This window comes from Stutzerimonas tianxiuensis, assembly GCF_053470365.1.
This window is the reverse complement of sequence record NZ_JBPVWS010000018.1, coordinates 1-21830: the sequence shown is the minus strand read 5'-3', so window position 1 is coordinate 21830 and position 21830 is coordinate 1. Positions and strand designations below refer to the sequence as shown.

The 21830-nt window shown below is 60.2% G+C and carries 21 protein-coding genes; 13 read left to right on the top strand and 8 right to left on the bottom strand.

Features of this window, described 5'->3' with window-relative positions:
* Positions 1-48 precede the first annotated feature (48 nt).
* The 6 genes from argJ (at position 49) to ACSSNI_RS19165 (ending at position 6858) form a co-directional block, all read left to right on the top strand.
* A complete protein-coding gene (gene argJ, locus ACSSNI_RS19190; protein WP_200637372.1) occupies positions 49-1266 on the top strand; it encodes a bifunctional glutamate N-acetyltransferase/amino-acid acetyltransferase ArgJ in 1218 nt (405 codons plus the stop codon).
* A gap of 78 nt (positions 1267-1344) precedes the next feature.
* Positions 1345-2283: a Nudix family hydrolase gene (locus tag ACSSNI_RS19185; RefSeq protein ID WP_200637374.1), complete on the top strand. Its 939-nt coding sequence runs from the start codon at positions 1345-1347 to the stop codon at positions 2281-2283.
* 192 nt (positions 2284-2475) lie between these two features.
* The gene (ahpC, locus tag ACSSNI_RS19180; RefSeq protein ID WP_102837994.1) at positions 2476-3039 is read left to right on the top strand and encodes an alkyl hydroperoxide reductase subunit C; all 564 of its coding nucleotides are present in this window, start codon (positions 2476-2478) and stop codon (positions 3037-3039) included.
* Between the two features lie 139 nt (positions 3040-3178).
* Positions 3179-4744: an alkyl hydroperoxide reductase subunit F gene (gene ahpF / locus ACSSNI_RS19175; protein ID WP_200637376.1), complete on the top strand. Its 1566-nt coding sequence runs from the start codon at positions 3179-3181 to the stop codon at positions 4742-4744.
* Positions 4745-4973: 229 nt separating this feature from the next.
* Complete coding sequence (locus tag ACSSNI_RS19170) at positions 4974-6101, top strand: DUF3182 family protein (RefSeq protein ID WP_200637378.1); 1128 nt, start codon at positions 4974-4976, stop codon at positions 6099-6101.
* Complete coding sequence (locus tag ACSSNI_RS19165) at positions 6085-6858, top strand: alpha/beta hydrolase family protein (protein WP_200637380.1); 774 nt, start codon at positions 6085-6087, stop codon at positions 6856-6858. Before ACSSNI_RS19170 ends, ACSSNI_RS19165 begins: the two co-directional genes overlap by 17 nt.
* Here the strand turns inward: ACSSNI_RS19165 and ACSSNI_RS19160 are convergent.
* Genes ACSSNI_RS19160 through ACSSNI_RS19140 form a run of 5 tightly spaced genes read right to left on the bottom strand, consistent with a single transcriptional unit; the run spans position 6855 to position 12418 of the window.
* A complete protein-coding gene (locus tag ACSSNI_RS19160) occupies positions 6855-7880 on the bottom strand; it encodes an ion transporter (RefSeq protein WP_200638149.1) in 1026 nt (341 codons plus the stop codon). The two genes, ACSSNI_RS19165 and ACSSNI_RS19160, sit on opposite strands and share 4 nt — an antisense overlap.
* Positions 7873-8463, bottom strand: coding sequence for a cob(I)yrinic acid a,c-diamide adenosyltransferase (locus ACSSNI_RS19155; RefSeq protein ID WP_148924492.1), 591 nt, complete (start codon positions 8461-8463; stop codon positions 7873-7875). Before ACSSNI_RS19155 ends, ACSSNI_RS19160 begins: the two co-directional genes overlap by 8 nt.
* A 14-nt stretch (positions 8464-8477) precedes the next feature.
* Entirely contained in the window at positions 8478-10493 is a 2016-nt protein-coding gene (locus ACSSNI_RS19150; protein ID WP_200637382.1) for a sensor histidine kinase, read from the bottom strand.
* A gap of 42 nt (positions 10494-10535) precedes the next feature.
* Complete coding sequence (locus ACSSNI_RS19145; RefSeq protein WP_200637383.1) at positions 10536-11453, bottom strand: putative 2-dehydropantoate 2-reductase; 918 nt, start codon at positions 11451-11453, stop codon at positions 10536-10538.
* A complete protein-coding gene (locus tag ACSSNI_RS19140; RefSeq protein ID WP_200637384.1) occupies positions 11450-12418 on the bottom strand; it encodes a response regulator in 969 nt (322 codons plus the stop codon). Before ACSSNI_RS19140 ends, ACSSNI_RS19145 begins: the two co-directional genes overlap by 4 nt.
* Positions 12419-12560: 142 nt before the next feature.
* Between ACSSNI_RS19140 and ACSSNI_RS19135 the strand changes: the two genes are divergently transcribed.
* Both ACSSNI_RS19135 and ACSSNI_RS19130 read left to right on the top strand, forming a co-directional pair.
* On the top strand, positions 12561-13040 hold the full coding sequence (locus ACSSNI_RS19135) for a YajQ family cyclic di-GMP-binding protein (protein WP_073302618.1): 480 nt from the start codon (positions 12561-12563) through the stop codon (positions 13038-13040).
* An 87-nt stretch (positions 13041-13127) separates the two neighbouring features.
* Positions 13128-13952, top strand: coding sequence for a mechanosensitive ion channel family protein (locus tag ACSSNI_RS19130; RefSeq protein WP_200637385.1), 825 nt, complete (start codon positions 13128-13130; stop codon positions 13950-13952).
* A gap of 42 nt (positions 13953-13994) precedes the next feature.
* Here the strand turns inward: ACSSNI_RS19130 and ACSSNI_RS19125 are convergent, their stop codons facing one another.
* Together ACSSNI_RS19125 and ACSSNI_RS19120 are read right to left on the bottom strand one after the other, a co-directional pair.
* The gene (locus tag ACSSNI_RS19125; protein ID WP_200637386.1) at positions 13995-15695 is read right to left on the bottom strand and encodes an AmpG family muropeptide MFS transporter; all 1701 of its coding nucleotides are present in this window, start codon (positions 15693-15695) and stop codon (positions 13995-13997) included.
* A gap of 36 nt (positions 15696-15731) precedes the next feature.
* Positions 15732-16103: an MGMT family protein gene (locus ACSSNI_RS19120; protein WP_200637387.1), complete on the bottom strand. Its 372-nt coding sequence runs from the start codon at positions 16101-16103 to the stop codon at positions 15732-15734.
* A 129-nt stretch (positions 16104-16232) separates the two neighbouring features.
* Here ACSSNI_RS19120 and ACSSNI_RS19115 point away from each other — a divergent pair, with 129 nt between their 5' ends.
* On the top strand, positions 16233-17249 hold the full coding sequence (locus ACSSNI_RS19115; RefSeq protein WP_200638150.1) for a DUF481 domain-containing protein: 1017 nt from the start codon (positions 16233-16235) through the stop codon (positions 17247-17249).
* Positions 17250-17305: 56 nt separating this feature from the next.
* Here the strand turns inward: ACSSNI_RS19115 and ACSSNI_RS19110 are convergent, their stop codons facing one another.
* The gene (locus ACSSNI_RS19110; RefSeq protein ID WP_102837983.1) at positions 17306-18064 is read right to left on the bottom strand and encodes an SDR family oxidoreductase; all 759 of its coding nucleotides are present in this window, start codon (positions 18062-18064) and stop codon (positions 17306-17308) included.
* 100 nt (positions 18065-18164) lie between these two features.
* Here ACSSNI_RS19110 and ACSSNI_RS19105 point away from each other — a divergent pair, with 100 nt between their 5' ends.
* The 4 genes from ACSSNI_RS19105 (at position 18165) to groL (ending at position 21712) form a co-directional block, all read left to right on the top strand.
* A complete protein-coding gene (locus ACSSNI_RS19105) occupies positions 18165-18869 on the top strand; it encodes a HugZ family pyridoxamine 5'-phosphate oxidase (RefSeq protein ID WP_200637388.1) in 705 nt (234 codons plus the stop codon).
* A gap of 126 nt (positions 18870-18995) precedes the next feature.
* The gene (locus ACSSNI_RS19100) at positions 18996-19460 is read left to right on the top strand and encodes an FxsA family protein (RefSeq protein ID WP_148924499.1); all 465 of its coding nucleotides are present in this window, start codon (positions 18996-18998) and stop codon (positions 19458-19460) included.
* Positions 19461-19711: 251 nt separating this feature from the next.
* The gene (locus tag ACSSNI_RS19095; protein WP_019340746.1) at positions 19712-20005 is read left to right on the top strand and encodes a co-chaperone GroES; all 294 of its coding nucleotides are present in this window, start codon (positions 19712-19714) and stop codon (positions 20003-20005) included.
* Positions 20006-20062: 57 nt separating this feature from the next.
* Positions 20063-21712 carry a chaperonin GroEL gene (gene groL / locus ACSSNI_RS19090; RefSeq protein WP_019340747.1) on the top strand — a complete coding sequence of 550 codons (1650 nt, stop codon included), beginning with the start codon at positions 20063-20065 and terminating at the stop codon, positions 21710-21712.
* Positions 21713-21830 lie beyond the last annotated feature (118 nt).

Sequence of the window (21830 nt, the reverse complement as noted above, 5' to 3'; positions counted from 1 at the left end):
GATTTTCGGTGGCCGAAGGCCATCCATTCCTTCTTAAGGAGCGCATCGATGGCTGTCGGTCTTGGTCCCCTACCTACACTGCACCCGGTTGCCGGATTCGAGCTTGGTATTGCTTCGGCGGGTATCAAGCGACCTGGACGCAAGGACGTCGTGGTGATGCGTTGCGCCGAAGGCTCAACGGTTGCGGGTGTGTTTACCCTCAATGCCTTTTGCGCCGCGCCGGTGATTCTTGCGAAGCAGCGAACTCAGGGAACCGTACGTTACCTGCTAACCAATACCGGAAACGCGAACGCCGGCACCGGCGAGCCCGGCATGCAAGCTGCAATCCGCAGTTGTGCCAGTTTGGCCGCCCTGGCCGGTGTCGAAGCCGAAGCAATCCTGCCGTTTTCAACTGGCGTCATCGGTGAGCTGCTGCCCGTTGAGAAGATCGAGGCGGCGCTTCCTGCCGCGTTGGCCGACCTGGATGAAAATCACTGGGCCGAAGCCGCCACCGGCATCATGACCACCGATACGCTGCCCAAGGGTGCGAGCCGTCAATTCGAGCATGAAGGCGTGACGGTCACAGTCACCGGCATCTCCAAAGGCGCCGGCATGATCCGTCCCAACATGGCGACCATGCTGGGTTACATCGCTACCGATGCAAAGGTTGCTCAGTCGGTTTTGCAGGATCTGCTACGGGACGCAGCCAACAAGTCGTTCAACCGTATCACCATCGACGGAGACACCTCGACCAACGACTGCTGCATGCTGATCGCTACCGGCAAGGCTGATGTTGTTGAGATCACTGATGCTAGCGGAGAGCTGTTCACCAAGCTCAAACAGGCGGTTTTTGAAGTCAGCATGGAGGTGGCGCAATCCATTGTGCGTGACGGCGAAGGCGCGACCAAATTCGTCACCGTTCAGGTCAACGGTGGTGGTAACCATCAGGAGTGTCTGGACGTCGGCTATGCCGTCGCGCATTCGCCGCTGATCAAGACGGCACTGTTCGCCTCCGACCCTAACTGGGGCCGTATTCTGGCCGCGGTTGGTCGTGCAGGTGTTCCCGATCTGGATGTGAGCAAGATCGATGTCTATCTGGGAGGCGTGTGCATCGCCAGCCAAGGCGGTCGTTCGCCGAGCTACACGGAAGAGCAGGGCGCCGCGGTAATGGCTGAGGAAGAGATCGAAATTCGTATCGAACTCGGTCGCGGTGATTGCAGCGAGACGATCTGGACCACAGACCTCTCTCACGAATACGTACGGATCAATGCCGAATACCGCACCTGATCCGCTGGCAGTGACCAGCGTGCGCAAACCGCTGCGGCAGGTCCCAGGGGCGCTCAGATCGCCGCTTGGTATTCGTAGATGAAACGGCTCCACGTCGCCGCGGGCGTGATCCGTGGCGCTAACGGTCATGTGCTGATCGCCAAGCGCCCCATGGACAAGCACCAGGGCGGCCTCTGGGAATTTCCTGGTGGCAAGGTGGAAGAGGGCGAGAGTGCGGAGTCCGCACTTGCTCGGGAGCTGGCCGAAGAGCTGGGGATTGCCGTAACTGCCGCGAGGCCCCTGATACAGGTACGCCACGATTATCCGGACAAGCAGGTGTTGCTCGACGTCTGGGAAGTGCTTGAGTTTGTCGGCGAGGCGCACGGCGCAGAAGGGCAGCCTCTGGCTTGGGTCGCGGCAGAGGATTTGCCGCGTTATGACTTTCCGGCGGCGAACCGGCCAATCATCGCTGCGGCTCGTTTGCCGAAGTCGTATCTGATTACCCCGGACCGCTTGGCGCCACAGCAATTGCTAAGCGGATTGGCGCTCGCGCTTGATGCGGGGACTCGGCTGCTGCAGTTACGCTGCCCCTCTCTACCTGATGCCGAGTATCTGGCGCTGGCGTCTCAAGTACTGGAAATGAGCGCCGGGCGCGCGCAGGTGATGCTTAAAGGGCCATTGGAGTGGGCCGATGATTTTCCGGACGCCGGCTGGCATCTGACGGCCTCGCAGTTGGTTAGGCACGCCGGCGCCGGAAGGCCGATCGAGCCGGGGCGATGGCTTGCTGCGTCATGCCACGACAGGGCGGAGCTGGAGCTGGCAAAGCAGATGGGGGTTGATTTCATCGTGCTCTCGCCGATACTTGCTACGGCCTCGCACCCAGAGGCGACCCCCATGGGGTGGCAGTGCGCCGCTGATCTGCTGCTAGGCTTTGCACAGCCGGCATACCTGCTGGGCGGCCTTGGTCCAAGCGATATGGCAAGGGCTTCGCAGATCGGCGCGCAGGGCGTAGCAGGCATTAGCGCTTTCTGGCCATAGCGGCAACAGAGTGAAGTCGGTTCAGCAAGTTCGAATTGTCGCCGCCACCAGGTGTCATAGCTGCCGACGCCGAGGAGGAGGGCTCCGATAGCTTTGTTCTATTGGGTTAATTTCCTCAATCAATTAACCATATCTCGCTGCCTGCGCTATCTTAGGCGGCGTTAAATTCTGAATCCCAAAAGGAGTTAGTAGATGTCTCTGATCAACACCCAAGTCCAGCCGTTCAAAGTTAACGCTTTCCACAATGGCAAGTTCATCGAAGTCACCGAAGAGTCCCTCAAGGGCAAGTGGTCGGTGCTGATCTTCATGCCGGCAGCCTTTACCTTCAACTGCCCGACCGAGATCGAAGACGCTGCCAACAGCTATGCCGAATTCCAGAAGGCCGGTACCGAGGTATACATCGTTACCACCGATACCCACTTCTCTCACAAGGTCTGGCACGAGACTTCCCCTGCTGTCGGTAAAGCTCAGTTCCCGCTGATCGGTGACCCGACTCACCAGCTGACCAACGCTTTCGGCGTTCACATTGCTGAAGAAGGTCTTGCCCTGCGCGGTACTTTCCTGATCAACCCGGAAGGCGTGATCAAGACCGTTGAGATTCACTCCAACGAAATCGCTCGCGACGTTTCCGAGACCCTGCGCAAGCTGAAGGCTGCTCAGTACACCGCTGCGCATCCAGGCGAAGTTTGCCCAGCTAAGTGGAAAGAAGGCGAAGCCACTCTGGCCCCGTCTCTGGATCTGGTCGGCAAGATCTAAACAGCCGAGAGGCGCTGCGCTCGGCGCAGCGTCCAAGCTGCTGTTTTTCGGACGATTCATCAGTCCGAGCTCCAACGCCTGGGCGTGAACCGTCCGGGCGTTTTATTACCTGAATTTCTTAAAAAGGGGATCGCTGCTCATGTTGGACTCCAATCTCAAAACGCAACTGAAAACCTATCTGGAAAAGGTCACCCAGCCGTTCGAGATCGTCGCGTCCCTCGGTGACGGCGCCAAGTCCCAGGAAATGCTCAACCTGCTGGAAGATATCACCAGCCTGAGCGACAAGATCACTCTGCGCACCGACGGCAATGACGTGCGTAAACCTTCGTTCGCCCTCAATCGTATTGGCGGCGACATTAGCCTGCGTTTCGCTGGCATTCCGATGGGCCACGAATTCACCTCGCTAGTCCTCGCCCTGTTGCAAGTGGGTGGGCATCCGTCAAAGACTGCTCCGGAAATCATCGAGCAGATCAAGAACCTCGACGGCGAATACAACTTCGAAACCTATTTCTCGCTGTCCTGCCAGAATTGCCCCGACGTGGTTCAGGCACTGAACCTGATGGCCGTACTTAACCCCAACATCCGTCACGTCGCCATCGACGGAGCCTTGTTCCAGGAAGAGGTCACGGTGCGCCAGGTGATGTCCGTGCCCAGCATCTACCTCAACGGCGAGCTGTTCGGTCAGGGCCGCATGGGCGAAGAAGAGATCCTCGCCAAGCTCGACACCGGCGCCTCGGCGCGTGATGCCGAGAAGCTCAGCGCCAAGGACGCCTTCGACGTGCTCGTGGTCGGCGGTGGCCCGGCCGGCGCTGCAGCGGCCATCTACGCGGCGCGTAAGGGTATCCGTACCGGCGTCGCCGCCGAGCGCTTCGGCGGTCAGGTGCTGGACACCATGGCCATCGAGAACTTCATCTCGGTCAACGAGACCGAAGGTCCGAAACTGGCCCGTGCGCTGGAAAACCACGTACGCGAATACGACGTCGACATCATGAATCTGCAGCGTGCGGCGCAGTTGATCCCCGCTTCAAGCGAAGGCGGTCTGCACGAGATCAAGCTCGAAAATGGTGGCTCGCTGAAAGCCAAGACGCTGATTCTGGCGACCGGTGCGCGCTGGCGCGAAATGAACGTCCCGGGCGAGCAGGAATACCGTGGCCGTGGCGTGGCCTACTGTCCGCACTGCGACGGCCCGCTGTTCAAGGGCAAGCGCGTCGCGGTGATTGGCGGCGGCAACTCGGGCGTGGAAGCGGCGATCGACCTGGCGGGTATCGTCGCTCAGGTCACCTTGCTCGAGTTCGACAGCCAGCTGCGTGCCGATGCGGTGCTGCAGAAGAAGCTGCACAGCCTGCCCAACGTCACCGTGATCACCAGTGCGCTGACCAGTGAAGTCATCGGCGACGGCAAGAAGGTAATCGGCCTGACCTACAAGGACCGCAACTCCAGTGAGTTCCATGAGCTGGAACTGGAAGGCATCTTCGTGCAGATCGGCCTGCTGCCCAACTCCGATTGGCTGAAAGGTACGGTAGAGCTGACCTCCCGCGGCGAGATCATCGTCGATGCGCGTGGCGAGACCTCACTACCCGGCATCTTCGCTGCGGGTGACGTCACCACGGTGCCGTACAAGCAGATCGTCATCGCCGTTGGTGAGGGCGCGAAAGCCTCGCTGAGTGCCTTCGATCATCTGATTCGCAGTTCAGTCGAAGACTGAGCGTCCGGGTAGAAAAGAAAGGGGGGCAGGCTTAGGTCTGCTCCCCTTTTTTGTTTGTGGCTGCGGACGGTCGAGATGAGTCCGCGACCGACTCTAAGGATAGATAGCCGATATCCAAGGTCTACCTTATTACACCGGATCCGCTTTGGCTCGGGTGAGAACGAGCGAAACGGGCGGCTTTTGACCGCTCGCCGTGCATGTACCAGCAGTCCATGGAGCGAGCCCTCAGATGATCAATGCGGATGCGCCGCACATGCCCCGCGGGGCAGTAGTGACTCTGGCCAACAGAGCCAGAGATCCCAAACATGAAAAGGCCGTGCACGAGCATCTGGCCAAGCGTCTTGCCGCAGTTAAGGGCCTGACCTTTTTAGGTGAGTACGACCAGGCCATCGAGTATTCGCACCCACTGTATTTCGTGCCTTCGGGCACCATCATCGGTACCGATGCAGCCCGTGAACTGGGCCTTGATGATGAGGAAGACCTGTTCGGTGGCGTGGTGCCTCAGGGGTTCATAGAAACCAAGGCCATCACACATCCGCTTGTGCGGCCCGAGGCGGATGCGCCGAGGGGCTGGTCCCGTGACTTCGCGGCTCGTGTCAGCGGCAGCGTGCTGCCTGGCTATAGCGTCTTTTCACTCGACGATGCTCGCGAAGCAGGGCGACGGCTGCTGCACGAAGGTTCGCTGAGGCTCAAGCCGGTGCGGGCCACTGGCGGGCGAGGTCAGGAACGAATCAATACCGAGCAGCAGCTGGATGATGCTCTGGAACACGTTGATGCCAAGGAGATGGCCCAGTATGGGCTGGTGCTCGAGGCCAATCTGGAGCATGTAACGACGTTCAGCGTTGGGCAGATCCGGGTGGCGGGAAGAACACTCAGCTACTACGGCACCCAGCGGCTGACGCCTGACAATTCTGGCGAGACGGTCTACGGCGGATCGGATCTGGTCGTCTCGGACGGTGATTTTGAGGCGTTGCTGAAGCTCGATTTGCCGGAGAAGGCTCGACTGGCCGTGATGCAAGCGCAGGTCTATGACGATGCCGCGTCGGCGTGCTTCCGTGGTTTCTTCGCGTCCCGTCGTAACTACGATATTGCGCAGGGCGTTGATGGCCGTGGTCGTGCTTGCTCCGGTGTGCTGGAGCAGTCCTGGCGAATCGGGGGCGCAAGTGGTGCTGAAATCGCTGCGCTTGAAACATTCATCAAGGGCGAGCGCGGAGCAGTACGGGCGTCCACCGTAGAGGTCTATGGTGAGTCGCAGGCCGTTCCGCCTGGGGCGACCGTCCTGTTCCGCGACGAAGACGCCGACGTAGGTTTCATTACCAAATACGTAGTGGTGGAGGATTATGGCAACTCAGAGTGAATGCGTAGACATCCTGGTTGATGATGAACATATCGCCGGTACGTTCCTCTCACCGCCCACCAAGCTGCCTGGGGTGCTGTTCGTGCATGGCTGGGGGGGCAGCCAGGAGCGTGACCTGACGCGTGCCCGTGGCATCGCGGGCTTGGGCTGCATCTGCTTGTCCTTCGACCTGCGGGGGCATGCCTTGACGCTGGCCCAACAGCAGACCGTCACCCGCGAGCAGAATCTGAATGATTTGTTGGCCGCCTACGATCTGCTGGCGCAGCATCCTCATATCGATCCGTCCGCCATCGCTGTGGTGGGAACCAGCTATGGCGGCTACCTGGCGGCGTTGCTGACAACTATGCGGCCGGTGAAGTGGCTGGCTATGCGGGTTCCGGCGCTGTACGGCGACGATGACTGGATGGTGCCCAAGCGTCAGTTGAATCGCGATCTGCTCAATCAGCTGCGCGGCAGACGGGTCGTGCCTGAAGAGAATCGTGCACTGGCGGCTTGCGCCGCGTTCCGCGGCGACGTGCTCATCGTCGAGTCTGAGCACGATCATCTGGTCCCGCACAGCACCATCATGAGTTATCGCGCCGCCTTCCATCAGACGCACTCGCTGACGCACAGGATCATTCTCGGCGCTGATCATGCGCTGACAAGCGACTGCTGCCAGAAGGCCTATACCGACATCCTTGTCAATTGGGCGACCGAGATGGTGGTCGGGGCTCGACTCGATCAGCAGGAAGGTCTGGCCGCAGCCAGCCGGAACTAGCCTGGCGGCGACGGTGGCTGAATGGGGCCGACGAACCGGCTCCAGCGACGATCCAACACCTGCTGTTTGAGCACCTCGATGACGTCCACCAACAGCTCTTCGAGCGCCAGGTCGGTGTTTTCGTCCTGGTAAACCCAGGCCTCGAAAAACTCGTCCGCCAGGTTGCGCGCAAGTCGTCGGAATTGCGGGCTCTGGAGTCCTTCAGCAGCGCCTTGAAGGAGTTGTGCTGCAATGTCGGCGAGCGCTTCATCCAGGGTATCGGCGACCCGTCCCCCCATGGGCAGACGACGCAACCGGATCACCTCAGGATTGTTCAGCAGCGCCTGGTGGATCAGTCCGCCCACATAACCTTCGATGGCGCCGCGATTATCCCGGTAACCGCTCTCCAGCATGCTGTGCATGCGGCGTGAAAGGTCGTTGAGCAGGCGCTCTTTGCGCGGCCTGACCACCTCCTGCAGCAGGCGCCGGGACAGGTCGTCACTGGCTCCGATTTCCTGTTGCATACGGCTGAACAGGCGAACCATGACGCGATCGGACAGCTCCTCGAGCAACAGCAGGTAGTAGCGATTGAGCAGGCCAAACACCGCCCAGCGACGCATGTCGATCAGACCCAGCCGTTGCAGGCGGATCAGCAGACTGCCGACGCGCAGCACCCGCAACCAGCGGAAGCCGCTCAACGGAATGCAGCCGAGCACGTCATACCAGTGAGCGAAGGGGTAGTAGTACCAGCGGGCGTAGCGGCGCTCGAACAATGCGACTGTCCAGCCCAGCAGCACGTCGAAGATGAAGATCGCGACGAAGGCGAGGTCGATGTGCTGGAAGTTCTGGTGAATCAGCGTGTCGTAGCGTTGATGCAGGACAGGCGCCCATTCGGCCAGTGCGTCGTTGATCGGCTGCAAGATGAACAGGCTATCGAACAGGATCAACCCAAGGTTGATGCACACCAGCAAGACGATCAGGACTTCCCACGCCGCATGCGTCCCGTCGATGACGCGCTCGCGCCGCCGCGTTGGCTCAGGCATCTGCATTGGCGGGTGCGTCGGCAGCATGCCAGAGGATTTCCGGGCAACCCTGACGCCGAGCGATCAGCCGGGCCACCACGAAAAAGAGATCGGAAAGTCGGTTGAGATAAGCCAGACCAACTGCGCGCAGCGGCTCGATCGCATTGAGCTGCTGGCAACGGCGCTCGCTGGTACGTGCCATGCTCCGGCACAGATGGGCCAGGGCAATCAGGCGTGAGCCACCCGGCATGATGAAATCTTCCAGCGGGCCGAGCTCTTGATTCCAGTGGTCGATTGCAGCTTCCAGACGCTCCACCTCGACCTCCGTCAAGGCCTGATACTCGGGCATCGCCAGCTCGCCACCCAGGTCGAACAGGCGATGCTGGCATGGGCTCAATACTTCAATCAGCTCGGCCAGTTGTGGCCAGCGGGCCTGGCCCTCGGCGAGCTCTGCCAATAACAGGCCCAGTTGGCTATTGAGAGTGTCGATCTCCCCCATCGCCTCGATTCGCGGGTGATCCTTGGGCACTCGGCGGCCGTCGGCCAGGCCGGTTTCTCCGGCATCACCGGTGCGGGTATAGATCTTCGAGAGTCGGTTGCCCATCTGGATTCCTTTATTCAGCTGATGGTGGGTTCACTAGGCGAGACCAGCGGCAGGCGCAGGGTAAAGCAGGTGCCCTGGTCCGGCCTGGATTGCACTTCCATCTGGCCCTTGTGATTGTTGGTGATGATGAAATACGAAACGGAAAGCCCCAGCCCGGTTCCCTGACCCACCTCTTTGGTGGTGAAAAACGGCTCGAAAATTCGCTTGCGGATATGTTCAGGAATGCCGCTGCCGTTGTCTTCGACCTGGATTTCAGCCCAGGGTGGATTGAGGCGTGTGCGCAAAGTGATCTGCCCGCGGACTCGCTCGGGTTTTTGGTGGATGGCCTGCGCCGCGTTTTTCAGCAGATTCAGCAATACCTGCTCCAGCTCGTTACCGATGCAGGGCACTCGATCAATCTGAGGGTCGAAATCACGGACGATTTCGATAGCACGGAAATCGAAGCCTTCGATCAGCGCGAAGTCATTACCGGCGATTTCCAGTGCCTGGTCGATCAGCACCCCCAGCTGACATTCGGCCAGCTGACGGTTGCTGAGCCGGGTAAAGCTGAGCATATGGCTGACGATCTTCGCTGCACGAGAGCCTGCCTGCTGAATGCCATCGAGCAGCTGAGGTATTTCGCGTCGTTGCAGGTACTGGTTCACCGCCTCCAGCAAAACACCGGTTTCGTCGGCAGCTTCTCGGTTGCGCTCCAGGTCGGGGGAGAGGCGTCGGCGGATGTTCTGCGCGTTGTGCAGGATAGCTCCTAGCGGGTTGTTGATCTCGTGCGCCATCCCCGCGGCGAGGCTGCCGACCGAGAGCATCTTCTCCGACTGCACCATGATCTCTTCCATATTGATCCGCTCGGTAATGTCGTCGATGCGGATCACCACGCCGCGCCCGCCACCCCCCATCAAGGGATACAGCGTCAAGGCGTAGTGCCGAGGCTCGTCGTTGAACGCCCAGGTGACCCGTTCAATCTTTTCGACCTGATGATGTTCGGATGTTCGGCGGATCTGAGTGAGGAACGGGCGCAGCGGCTCGAAGGCAATGAACACCGGTTGGTTCAGGGCGTCGTCAATCGACGTTCCGGATAGCGCACTGGCCTGTTGATTCCACTGAGTCACGTAGAGTTGCTCGTCCAGGGCGATAAGCACCGAAGGCATCGAGTCGATGATGCTGTTCAGGTAGTTTTGGAAGCCGGTGAGTTTCTTTTCGATCTTGCTGCGAACCTGTACTTCCAGTTCCAGTTTGCGGTTGGAATGGCGGGTTTCCTCCGCCAGGCCCTGGGCGTGATCAAAGGCTTCCTGGGCCTCGTCGCGGGCGCGTTTGAGCTGCTGCTCGCGGGCCTCCATGCGCGACAGCATGGTGTTGAAGGCATCGGCCAGATGGCCGATTTCGTCCCGGTTTTTCGGTGTTGCCCTCAGGGAATAATCCTCGTCTCGCGTCACCTGCCGGGACAGGGCTTCCAGGTCGCGGATCGGGCGGGTGATCAGACGACGAATCTGCCGGGCCACCAACGCCCATAGCAGCAGGCTGGCAAGAAGGATCGCGAGGCTGGCGGTAAAGGTGCCGGTGTAGAACGCGCCTGGCAGTTCGCTGCTGGCGACCATCAACAAATGGCCAGGTGGCCCGGCGGCTTGCGGCAGCTCGATCAGCAGATTGGCGCGCATCTCGCTCTTCTGCCAATCCGGCAGGTCGCTCACCTGGTGCGGCAAGTCCAGCGGATCGCCACGATACAGCTCAGCCAGGCGGCGTCCGGTGCGGTCATAAACAACGGCGGCCCGCAGCGGTGCATATTCGTTCAGCTTGCCTAGCAGCTCATCAGCGGCGGCTTTGGATTCCAGCGCTCGATTACTCAGTTCGGGTGTGGCGAACAGCGCACCGAGCGTATGCATCGCCTGGGGCGCGACGCTCTGGCGTGAAATCCAGTAGGCCGCGCTGATAAAGGTGAGGTTGGACACCAGCAACAAGGTAGCCAACAGCACGAGCAGGGCGATCAGCAGCTTGCGGCCGACCGGAAGATTTTCGAGGCGCTGGCGCAGGGTCATGGCAGGTACGGACGAAGGGTGTTTCTGCAGGGTAGCGGCGGCTCAGTCGTCGGGCAATTCGTGACGGCGAAGTAGCGCCTGGAGCCGATCAAGCAATTCGCGCAGCTCGGGTGTCACCACCCCATGCTGATGTGCGGCGCGACAAGCCTGGCCCAGCAGAAAGCTGACTTCAGTCCGGCGCCCGTTCTGCACGTCCTGATGCATCGATGAAAAATTCTGAGCGGTCGCCTGGATGATGCGCAGCACTTCAGCTTCGAGCCCATCGGCTGCGTCCACCTGGTCGCATGCTCGCAGCACTTCGCTGAGCTCGCAGCAGAGCCTGTGCAGCTGCTCAGGGTGATTCAATAGCTCGCCGTTTCGGCAATCGTTCAGCACGCTAAGAGGGTTGATGGCGCAGTTGATCGCCAGCTTGCGCCAGAGCTTGGCCATGATGTCTTCGGACCAGCTATATGGAATGTCTGCCAGGTTCAGTTCAGCAAGCCACAGCGGCGGTTGGCGGTTGACCGGGTCGCCGAGCCAGTTCTGCCCCCGACCGGCATGCACGATTTGAAAGCCGGCTTGGCGGTAGGCCCCTTCGGTGCTGGAAATGAAGATGCAGCGGCTCTCCGGCCACCGTTCCGCAATGGCCTGCTGGCTGCCCAGACCGTTCTGCAGGAGCAAGATCTCCGAATGTTTGGTAAGTCGCGGTGCAACCTCGGCGACAGCGGCTTCCGCATCATAGGCTTTGCAGGCGACCAGCAGCCGTTCTATCGGCGTGGTGGCCTTTGGTAGCTCCGCAGGTATTGGATAGAGACGGCTCGTACCGTTCTCGAGCAGCTCAAGACCACCCGCGGCGTGATATTCGGCTAGCCGATGTGGATTACGCAGAATCAGATGCAGCGGCACGCCAGCGCGGAACAATCGCGTAGCCCATAGCCCGCCCAGACTGCCGGCGCCGAGCACATGCCAAACTCCTGTCATAACACGGGCTGCTTGTAGCGCAGGGGCACGATACGTCCCGTGGCGTATGCGTCAGGTAATAATGCCTCCGCCTGTTCAATCACTCGCTTGGGATCAACCGGTAGCGCGCTCGCATCAAGGCTGACCATGGCGATACCGGCCTTGATCGAGATAAAGCCCTCACCGGTCTTGAACGCTTTGAGGTTAAGTCCTTCGTGGAGTCGCTTGAAACTGCTTGGTGAGCAGCCGCGCAGGTCGTCGATCAGCGTCAGCACGCCGAAATGTCGATCATCCAGGCGTGTGAGCACGTCGAGCGGACGTACTAGCTGCTGAAGGCGTCGCGCGACACCGCGCAGCAGTTCCTGATGAAAGTGCTCACCGTAGCGTTCCCGCTGGCTGGGGATCTCCGGTAAGCCTATCAGCAGATAGCACAGCGCACCGCCGCGGCTCTCGACCTGGCGCAGGCTGTCGCCAAGGCGCTGATGGAGGTAGCGGCTGTTTCCAAGCCCCGTGATCGGGTCGATCAGGTTGCGTTTCTCCAGGCTGGCGATGTTTTCGGTCAACAGGCGGTTTTCCCGCATCAGCCGCTGCAGTGAGCCGCACAGTCGATCGGCGGCATACACCCGGGGCACGAGCTGGTCGTTCATCACCGACTTGCCGATAAAGTCATCCACGCCGTGATCGAAGGCCTTGCTCAGCACATCCTGGCCGTCGCGGCCGGTCAGGAGAATGATGTAGGTGTAATGATCGGACATCTCATCCTGCTGTCGGACCTGGGCAGTGAGCTCCAGGCCATCCATTTCCGGCATCAGCCAGTCGGCCAGCAGAACATTGGCAGGGCGTTGTTCGATCAGCTCCAACGCCGCGCTGGCACTGTTGGCGAAACGAATGTCTTCGTATCCGGCCTTGGTCAGCGCGCGACCTATCATGACGCTGGAAAATTTGGCGTCGTCGACCACCAGGATGCTGAGTTGGGGGTTGGGCATTCAGGGACTCGGAGAAGGAGAGGGCTGTCACTGGGAAGGGGAGGGCCAGAGCAGAGCGAACAGTTATAATGATGGCGCATTTGAACCGTCAAGCTAAGCGCGCTGGGTCACACCCTTGCGCCGTTCCCAAAGGAGGAAGCCCATGCCCTCGTTCGACGTGGTGTCCGAACTGGACAAACACGAGGTAACCAATGCAGTTGATAACGCGGTCAAGGAACTCGACCGTCGCTATGACCTGCGTGGCAAAGGCAGTTTCGAATTCAAGGAACTGACCATCAATCTGACCGCCGACGCGGATTTCCAATTGGAGCAGATGCTGGAAATCCTCAAGTTGAGCCTGGTCAAACGCAAGATCGATATCCAGTGTCTGGAGCTGAAGGATCCCTATCCGTCCGGCAAGACCGTCAAGCAGGAAGTGGTGCTGCGCGAGGGTATCGACAAGGAGCTGGCCAAGAAGATCGTCGCGTACATCAAGGAAGCCAAGCTCAAGGTGCAAGCGGCTATTCAGGGCGAGCAGGTGCGTGTGACCGGCAAGAAGCGCGACGACCTGCAGGAAGCAATCGCCCTATTGCGCGCCAAGGACTTCGGGATGCCCCTGCAATTCAACAACTTCCGCGATTGATCACCCCGCGCACGTTCTCGTGCCACTTCCCGCATTAGCCGAGCGCCTCTAACCGGGACGCTCGGTGCCCCATGGAGACCCTTTTCAATGGATTTCAGTGTCGATTACCTGGTCGAGCTTTCCGAGGCCTGGTTGCCTGTTGTCATTCAATACGGCGCGCAAGTCACCTTGGCGCTTCTCACTTTTCTCATCGGCTGGTGGCTGATCAACAAGCTCGTCGGCAAAGTGGGTACGGTATTGAATCGCCGCCAGGTAGACGCTTCGCTGCATGGCTTCATCGAAAGCCTGGCAAGCATCATCCTCAAGGTACTGCTGTTGATCAGTGTCGCGTCGATGATCGGCGTCGAGACCACATCCTTCATCGCCGTGATAGGTGCAGCCGGTCTCGCGATCGGTCTGGCTTTGCAGGGCAGCCTGGGCAACTTCGCCGGAGGCGTGCTGATCCTGATCTTCCGCCCCATCCGGGTTGGCGAATGGATTGAAGCTCAGGGCGTGTCCGGCACCGTGCATTCGATCCAGATCTTCCACACCGTCCTCAAGTCTGCTGACAACAAAACCATCGTGGTGCCCAACGGCAGCCTTTCGAACGGCCATATCACCAACTATTCCCGCGAGCCGCGACGTCGCGCGGACATCAATATCGGTATCGATTACAGCGCCGATATCAAGCTGGCTCGCAAGATCCTGCTGGACATCGCCGAGGACGAGCGTGTTCTACGCGATCCTGAGCCGGTGGTTCATGTGGTCGGGCTGGCCGACAGTTCGGTGAATCTGTCGCTGCGGGTATGGGTCGCCACTGGCGACTTCTGGCCAGTGACCTTCGGCTTCACCGAATTGGTCAAGGAGCGCTTCGACGCCGCGGGGATCGGTATTCCGTTCCCGCAGCGCACCGTGCATCTGGTACAGCGCTGATCTGCGACGCGAAAAAATAGCCGGCTGATGCCGGCTTTTTTATTAGCTGTGCTCGGTCGAGGACATCGGTTCGGCGCTGCTGGGTTGCTGGCGGCTACGCGTCCACTGCCAGACAATCAGGACCAGTGTCGGTATGCCAAGCAACGCAGTCACAAGGAAGAAGTTGCTGTAACCCAGCTGCTCAACCATGACGCCGGAGTAGCCGCCCAACAGCCTGGGCAGCAACAGCATCAATGAGCTGAGCAGGGCGTACTGGGTAGCGGAGAATTTCAGATTGGTCAGGCTCGAAAGATAAGCAACGAATGCGGTCGAGGCCAGTCCGCCGCTGAAGTTGTCGCAGGAGATGGTGACGATCAGCATATTGAGGTTGGCGCCCATTTCCACCAGCAACATGAACATCAGGTTGGTCGCCGCCGATGCAGCGCCGCCGATGAACAGGATGGGCAGGATGCTGAAGCGCACGATCAGCAAACCGCCAAAGGCAGCACCTAGCAATGTCATGATCAAGCCAAAGAGCTTGCTGACGCTGGCGATCTGATCCTTGCTGAAGCCCTGGTCGATGTAGAACACGTTGGCCATGACCCCCATCACCGTGTCCGACATCCGATAGGTGGCGATCAGCCCCAGCAGCAACAGCGCCTGCCAGCGGTAGCGCAGGATGAAGTCGGTGATAGGCGTCAGCACCGGGCCCATCAGAATCCGACCCGGACCTGAGAGGCAGCCCCAACAGATCAGCAGATACATGGTGCCGCGTGGCCAGTAGCCGCCCCAGTAGGATTGGAACATGCCCGTGGTCGATACCATCAGGATGATCAGGACTATCACCGACACGGCCTGGTGGACGAAATCGAAGCGTGCCGGGCGCTGGCGTTGACTGGCTTGCTGGAGCATCTGGCGCACCGGAATCATCAGCGACCGCCCCCAGGGTGACAGCGAACCGATGATGAACAGCAGGTACAGCGTTGCCCGTGGCCAGGCCTGGGCAATCAGTGCGTTGATCATTGCCGGGACGGAAATCAGCAGTACCAGCAGCAGGCCGACCGCCGCCATCTGATGATTGAAACTGAACCTGGACGGCTCGTGCGGCAGTGGCGAGGCGCCTTGTGGCTCGGGGATCAACAGGCTGGTCACGAGGCCCGGAAGGATGAGGAGGGCGAACGCGATATAGGTCGTGGCCCAAGCGGCCTGGTTGTATTCGACGTTGCTGGAGCCCAGCCATTCGGCCAGAAACAGTGCGCCGGCGCTCGCCAGCAGCATGGCGATGCGGTAGCCGGTCATGTAGCTCGCCGCCAGCGTGGCCTGCAATTTGTCCTCGGCGATTTCCAGCCGATAGGCATCGATGGCGATGTCCTGAGTGGCCGAGGCGAAAGCCACCGCCACGGCAAGTGCGATCAGCATCGTCAGGTTCTGCTGCGGGTTGCACAAGGCCATGCCGATTAGGCCGATCGCAATCACTGCCTGCGACAGAACCAGCCATGAACGTCGGCGGCCCAGCCCGCCAATCCAGGGCAGCCGCCACTGGTCGAGCATCGGCGACCAGACCCACTTGAAGGCATACGCGAGGCTGATCCAGCTGGCAAAACCGATGGTCTCGCGGGACACGCCGGCCTCGCGCAGCCATACAGAGAGCGTGGAAAAAACCAGGATCGCTGGAAGCCCGGCAGCGAAGCCAAGAATCAGCAGAGTCAACGAGGCCGGACTGGCGTAGGCGGCTAGCGCGGCGCGCCAGGTTTCACGGGACATAAAGGCAGATCAGGGACTGAATATGAAGCGCGCACTCTACCCGCTGTGCTCCGCCGAATGCCAGCCGTGCCGACGTATGTCGACGCGGTCGTTGATCACCTGCACACCTTCAGCGCGAAGTCGGGCACGTTGCTCCTCTCCGGATACGGTGCCGGAGGCCAGGCTGAGGCGACCGCCTGCAGCCATCACCCTGTGCCAGGGCAGGCGGGTATCGTCCGGCAATTGCGACAAGATCCGACCGACCCAGCGCGCTGCGCGACCAAGCCCCGCTGCGGCGGCTAGCTCCCCGTAGCTGGTGACCTTGCCTTCGGGGATCTGAGCCAGCGCCAGATAGAGCGCTGCTCGGCGAGTTTCGGCATCTCCGGTGCGGGGATCGCTGTGAGGTGTGTCAGCCGGCTGGCTTGTCATGGAAGGGCTCCATTAGCGATGAGGTTTGCCACGACTCGAGGCTCCGTTTAGCGGCCAGCGCTTGTTGTCTTCGGTCGCATAAGGATAATGCCTGCCTTTCTCATTTACCCCACAGACACCCACTTGCCTATGTTCTCCCGTCCGCTTTCACGAACCTTGCTTTGCGTAACCCTTTCGACGTGCTCGCTGCCGATATTTGCCGATACCGTGTGGCTGAAAAACGGTGATCGCCTGACCGGCAAGATCAGCGTGCTCGATGGCGGCAAGCTGCTCATCGAAACCGAGTATGGCGGTTCCATTCCGGTGAAATGGAGCCAGGTCGCAACGCTGGAAAGCAATCAGCAGCTGCTGGTCAAGGAAGACGCTGCGTCTGGCGAGGTTGCGAAATCACTACAGGCGGCCAGTGATGGCATGGTCACGCTGAGCAACGGCGGCGCTCCGCGTACGGTCCCGTTGAAGTCGATCACACAGATCATCCACCCGAAGCCAATCATTCAGGACCTGACCTGGAAGGGCAACGTCGATATGGCGCTGGACTACAAGCGCGCCGAAACCGATACCGACGACTACGACATTTCATTCAAGACTTCGGCGCGGCATGGCCTCTGGCGTCATAACGGTTCCGGCGGCTACAACCGTGAGTACCGCGACGGCGTGACGGCCACCGATAACTGGGAAGCCGAATATGCGCTGGACCGCTTCCTCGACGAGCACTGGTTCTGGCAGGGTCGCCTGGAATACAAGCGTGACAAGATCGAGGACGTACGTCGCCAGCGCACCATCGGTACCGGTCCGGGTTACCAGTTCTGGGACAACGAGCTGGGCGCCTTCTCGCTGGCGTCACTGGTCAACCGCAGCGACTACGAGTTCGCCAGTGGTAACACGGAAGAGTTCTACTCGCTGGCGATGAAGTGGAATTACAACCGCTATCTGGTGGGCAAGACCTTCGAGATTTTCAGTAACGGTGAGATCGGCAAGCCGCTGGAAAACGTCGCCGACTATCAGTTGGACGCCGAAATGGGGCTGCGTTACAAGGTGACCGACTGGGCGTCGCTCAACATGAAAGCCGAAAAAGACATCGTCAGCGGCGCAGAGAGCGATCTTGACGAAACTCGTTACAGCATCGGATTCGGTGTGGGCTGGTAAGACTTATAGCGTGATCGACCGGGCGCCTCAGTGCGCCCGGCTTCGTTTCTGGTGTTCTACAGGCGCAAGCCGCCATCGAGCTCCAGAATGCGCCCGGTGTAGTAATCGTTCTCGAAGATGTACGCCACCGAATGGGCGATCTCCTGGGGTTTGCCCAAACGCTTGAGCGGAATTCCTGCCGTCATTTTCTCCAGCGCTTCGGGTTTCATGCTGGCGACCATCTCGGTCTCGATGAAACCGGGTGCAACACCGGCGACGCGAATGCCGTAGCGCGCCAGCTCTTTCGCCCAGACCACGGTGTCTGCTGCGACGCCCGCCTTGGCGGCCGAGTAGTTCGCCTGGCCCATGTTGCCGGCACGGGATATCGAAGAAATATTGACGATCGCGCCCTGGCGCTTCAGCTCGATCATCTTCGCCGCGACCTCGCGGGTGCAGAGAAACACGCCGGTGAGGTTGACGTCGATTACCGCCTGCCATTGCGCCAGGCTCATCTTCGACAGTTCGCCGTCCTTGAGTTTGATGGTCAGCCCGTCGCGGAGAATGCCGGCGTTGTTGACCAAGCCGTCCAGACCACCAAAATCGTCGCTGACCTGGCTTACCATGTGGCTGACCTGCTCTTCATTGGCAACATTGCACAGGTAGGCTCGCGCATCACCGCCGGCGCTCTTGCAGGCTGCCACCGCTTCGTCCAGTCGTTCTTGGTTGAGGTCGACCAGCGCCAGTCGGGCACCCTTGCTGGCGAGGTATTCGCCCATTGCGCGTCCGAGTCCTTGGCCACCGCCAGTAATGATGATGACCTTGTCTTTCAGCTGCATGCCCATCTCCTATCTATAGCTGCCAACGTCGAGAAACGACGTCCGCTGACGAAACCGTTATGCTGATGCCCTGCCGAATCGCCCCTTTTGAGGAACTCCCGTGAGCGTTCAAGCCGCCAAGCATGCCCGACAACTCCTGCTCAAGGAATACCGCGGCGTGCTCTCGACTCACTCCAAAGCCATGCCCGGATTCCCCTTTGGCTCAGCGGTCCCTTACTGCCTGAGCGAGGAGGGCTGGCCGCTGATCCTGATCAGTCGGATCGCTCAGCACACGAAGAATCTACAGGCAGATCCGCGCTGCTCGTTGCTGGTCGCCGAACGTGGTGCCGAGGATGTACAGGCAACCGGCCGACTGACAGTGCTGGCCGAGGCGGTGCCTCTCACGGACGAAGCAGCAGTCGAGGCCGCGGCCGAGCGCTACTACCGTTATTTCCCGGAATCACGCGACTACCACCGCGTTCACGACTTCGACTTCTGGGTGTTGCAGCCAGTACGCTGGCGCTATATCGGCGGCTTCGGTGCGATTCATTGGCTCGATCAGGTGGCATTGGCCAACCCCTTTGCACCTCCACGCGGGGGCGAGGTCGACATGCTTGAGCATATGAATCAGGACCACAGCTCGGCGATTGCTCACTACGTACAGCAGGCAGGCCTGCCGTCTGCTCCGGCGGCGCGCATGGTCGGCATCGACAGCGAAGGCTTTCACCTGAGCATCGGCCAGGCCATTCACTGGTTGGCGTTTCCGGATACCTGTACCAGCCCAGGCGCCGTGCGCCAGGCCTTGGTGGCGATGGCGCGGCACTGAATTAATGCCGCGTAAACGCAGCGGAGAATAATCCGGTTACAGCCTGTTTGGCGGATGGGTTGAATTCGCTGCAGCCCGCCGTCATCTACACAAAATCGGAAGCCGTACTTCCGCCAAGGATTATCGATGCGAATTTTCTTACTGCTGTTTCTCCTCTTCCCGCTGGCCGAGCTGGCGTTGCTGATCAAGGTCGGCGGCTCCATCGGCGTGCTGCCGACCATCCTGCTGCTGGTCATCAGTGGCATGGCCGGTATCCTGTTGATGCGCCTGGCGGGTTTCGCCACAGCGTGGCGTGCACGCGAGCGCCTGGCCCGCGGCGAATTGCCGGAACGGGAAATGCTTCAAGGCTTGATGATGGCTGTTGCCGGGGGGCTGTTGTTCCTGCCCGGATTTCTCAGCGACGTCATCGCGCTGCTGGTGCTCTTTCCGCCGACCCGCAAACTCTTCCTCGGGTTTGTCGGGCGTCGTGTAGAAGCTCAGGCACAGCGGCGGCGAGCCTTTGCCGATGACCTGCGTCAGCAGCAGGAAGATCAGCGTGGACCGCAACGTCCCAATGTGATCGAAGGCGAGTGGGAGCGTCGCGACAAATAATCACCGCTCCTGTTGCGAAGGCATGTCTCGGCATGCCTTTTTTATTGTCGTCAAATGCAAAAAATCCTCGCCGTCGCCCTTGAAATCATTTTCCGCGCCCGCATGTAGCGGTCACCGCAAGGTCGCTGTCGCGATTTGACAGTCCGTCTTCTGCGGCTCGCATTGCGGGCCGCAACCGGCACCGCCGGATTTGCCCAACCCGCCGATGAAATGCATCGGCATGGAAACCACTGTACTAGGAGAGATCGACAATGAAGCTTCGTCCTCTACATGACCGCGTCGTGATCCGTCGCAGCGAAGAAGAAACCAAGACTGCCGGTGGCATCGTTCTGCCGGGCTCCGCTGCTGAGAAGCCTAACCGGGGCGAGATCGTCGCTGTTGGCACTGGTCGCGTTCTGGACAACGGCGAAGTCCGTCAGCTGGCCGTCAAGGTTGGCGACCAGGTCGTATTCGGCCCTTACTCCGGCAGCAACACCGTCAAGGTCGACGGCGAAGACCTGCTGGTGATGAGCGAGAACGAAATCCTCGCCGTCGTAGAAGCCTGATCAGCGCTCGCTTATAGCGAACAGCGTTCCATCAACAGAATTTGAGGAAGAATCAACATGGCTGCTAAAGAAGTTAAATTCGGCGACTCCGCCCGCAAGAAAATGCTCGCAGGCGTCAACGTCCTGGCTGACGCGGTAAAAGCGACCCTCGGCCCGAAAGGCCGCAACGTGGTTCTGGAAAAGAGCTTCGGCGCTCCGACCATCACCAAGGACGGCGTTTCCGTTGCCAAGGAAATCGAGCTGAAGGACCGTTTCGAAAACATGGGCGCGCAGCTGGTCAAGGACGTAGCGTCCAAGGCCAACGACGAAGCCGGTGACGGCACCACCACTGCAACCGTTCTGGCCCAGGCCATTGTCAACGAAGGCCTGAAGGCCGTTGCGGCTGGCATGAACCCGATGGACCTCAAGCGCGGCATCGACAAGGCGACCATCGCCGTTGTCGCCGAGCTGAAGAACCTGGCCAAGCCGTGCACCGACTTCAAGGCCATCGCCCAGGTCGGCACCATTTCCGCCAACTCCGACAGCTCCATCGGCGCGATCATTGCCGAAGCGATGGAAAAAGTCGGCAAGGAAGGCGTCATCACCGTTGAAGAAGGCTCGGGCCTGGAAAACGAACTGTCCGTCGTTGAAGGCATGCAGTTCGATCGTGGTTACCTGTCTCCGTACTTCATCAACAAGCCGGACACCATGGTGGCCGAGCTGGACAGCCCGCTGCTGCTGCTGGTTGACAAGAAAATCTCCAACATTCGTGAGCTGCTGCCGGTTCTAGAAGCCGTTGCCAAGGCTGGCCGTCCGCTGCTGATCGTGGCTGAAGACGTTGAAGGCGAAGCCCTGGCTACCCTGGTCGTCAACAACATGCGCGGCATCGTCAAGGTCGCGGCCGTCAAGGCGCCTGGCTTCGGCGACCGCCGCAAGGCCATGCTGCAGGACATCGCGATCCTGACCGGTGGTACCGTAATTTCCGAAGAAGTCGGCCTGAGCCTGGAAACCGCTACCCTGGAGCATCTGGGTAACGCCAAGCGCGTCGTGCTGAACAAGGAAAACACCACCATCATCGACGGTGCTGGTCAGCAGGTTGACATCGAAGCCCGCGTTGCGCAGATCCGCAAGCAGGTTGAAGACACCACTTCCGACTACGACAAAGAGAAGCTGCAAGAGCGTCTGGCCAAGCTGGCTGGCGGTGTTGCCGTGATCAAGGTCGGTGCCGGCACCGAAGTCGAGATGAAAGAGAAGAAGGCCCGCGTCGAAGACGCCCTGCACGCCACTCGTGCAGCCGTTGAAGAAGGCGTGGTACCTGGCGGCGGTGTTGCCCTGGTACGCGCTCTGCAGGCCATCTCCGAGCTCAAGGGCGAGAACGAAGACCAGAACGTCGGTATCGCGCTGCTGCGTCGTGCCGTTGAAGCGCCGCTGCGTCAGATCGTTGCCAACGCTGGTGGCGAGCCGAGCGTCGTAGTCGACAAGGTCAAGCAGGGTGAAGGCAACTACGGCTTCAACGCCGCTTCCGACACCTACGGCGACATGATCGAGATGGGTATTCTGGATCCGGCCAAGGTAACCCGTTCCGCTCTGCAGGCTGCGGCCTCCATCGGCGGTCTGATGGTGACTACCGAAGCTATGGTTGCCGAGAGCATCGACGACAAGGCTGCTCCAGCCATGCCTGATATGGGTGGCATGGGCGGTATGGGTGGCATGGGCGGCATGATGTAAGCCAGCCTGTCCTGCTAAAAAAAGCCCCGCCTAGTGCGGGGCTTTTTTTTGGTGCGCCAGGCATGGCGCGTTGCGCGCAAGCGCAACCAGCTTGGCTGTGGTGGCCACGCTGGTGACT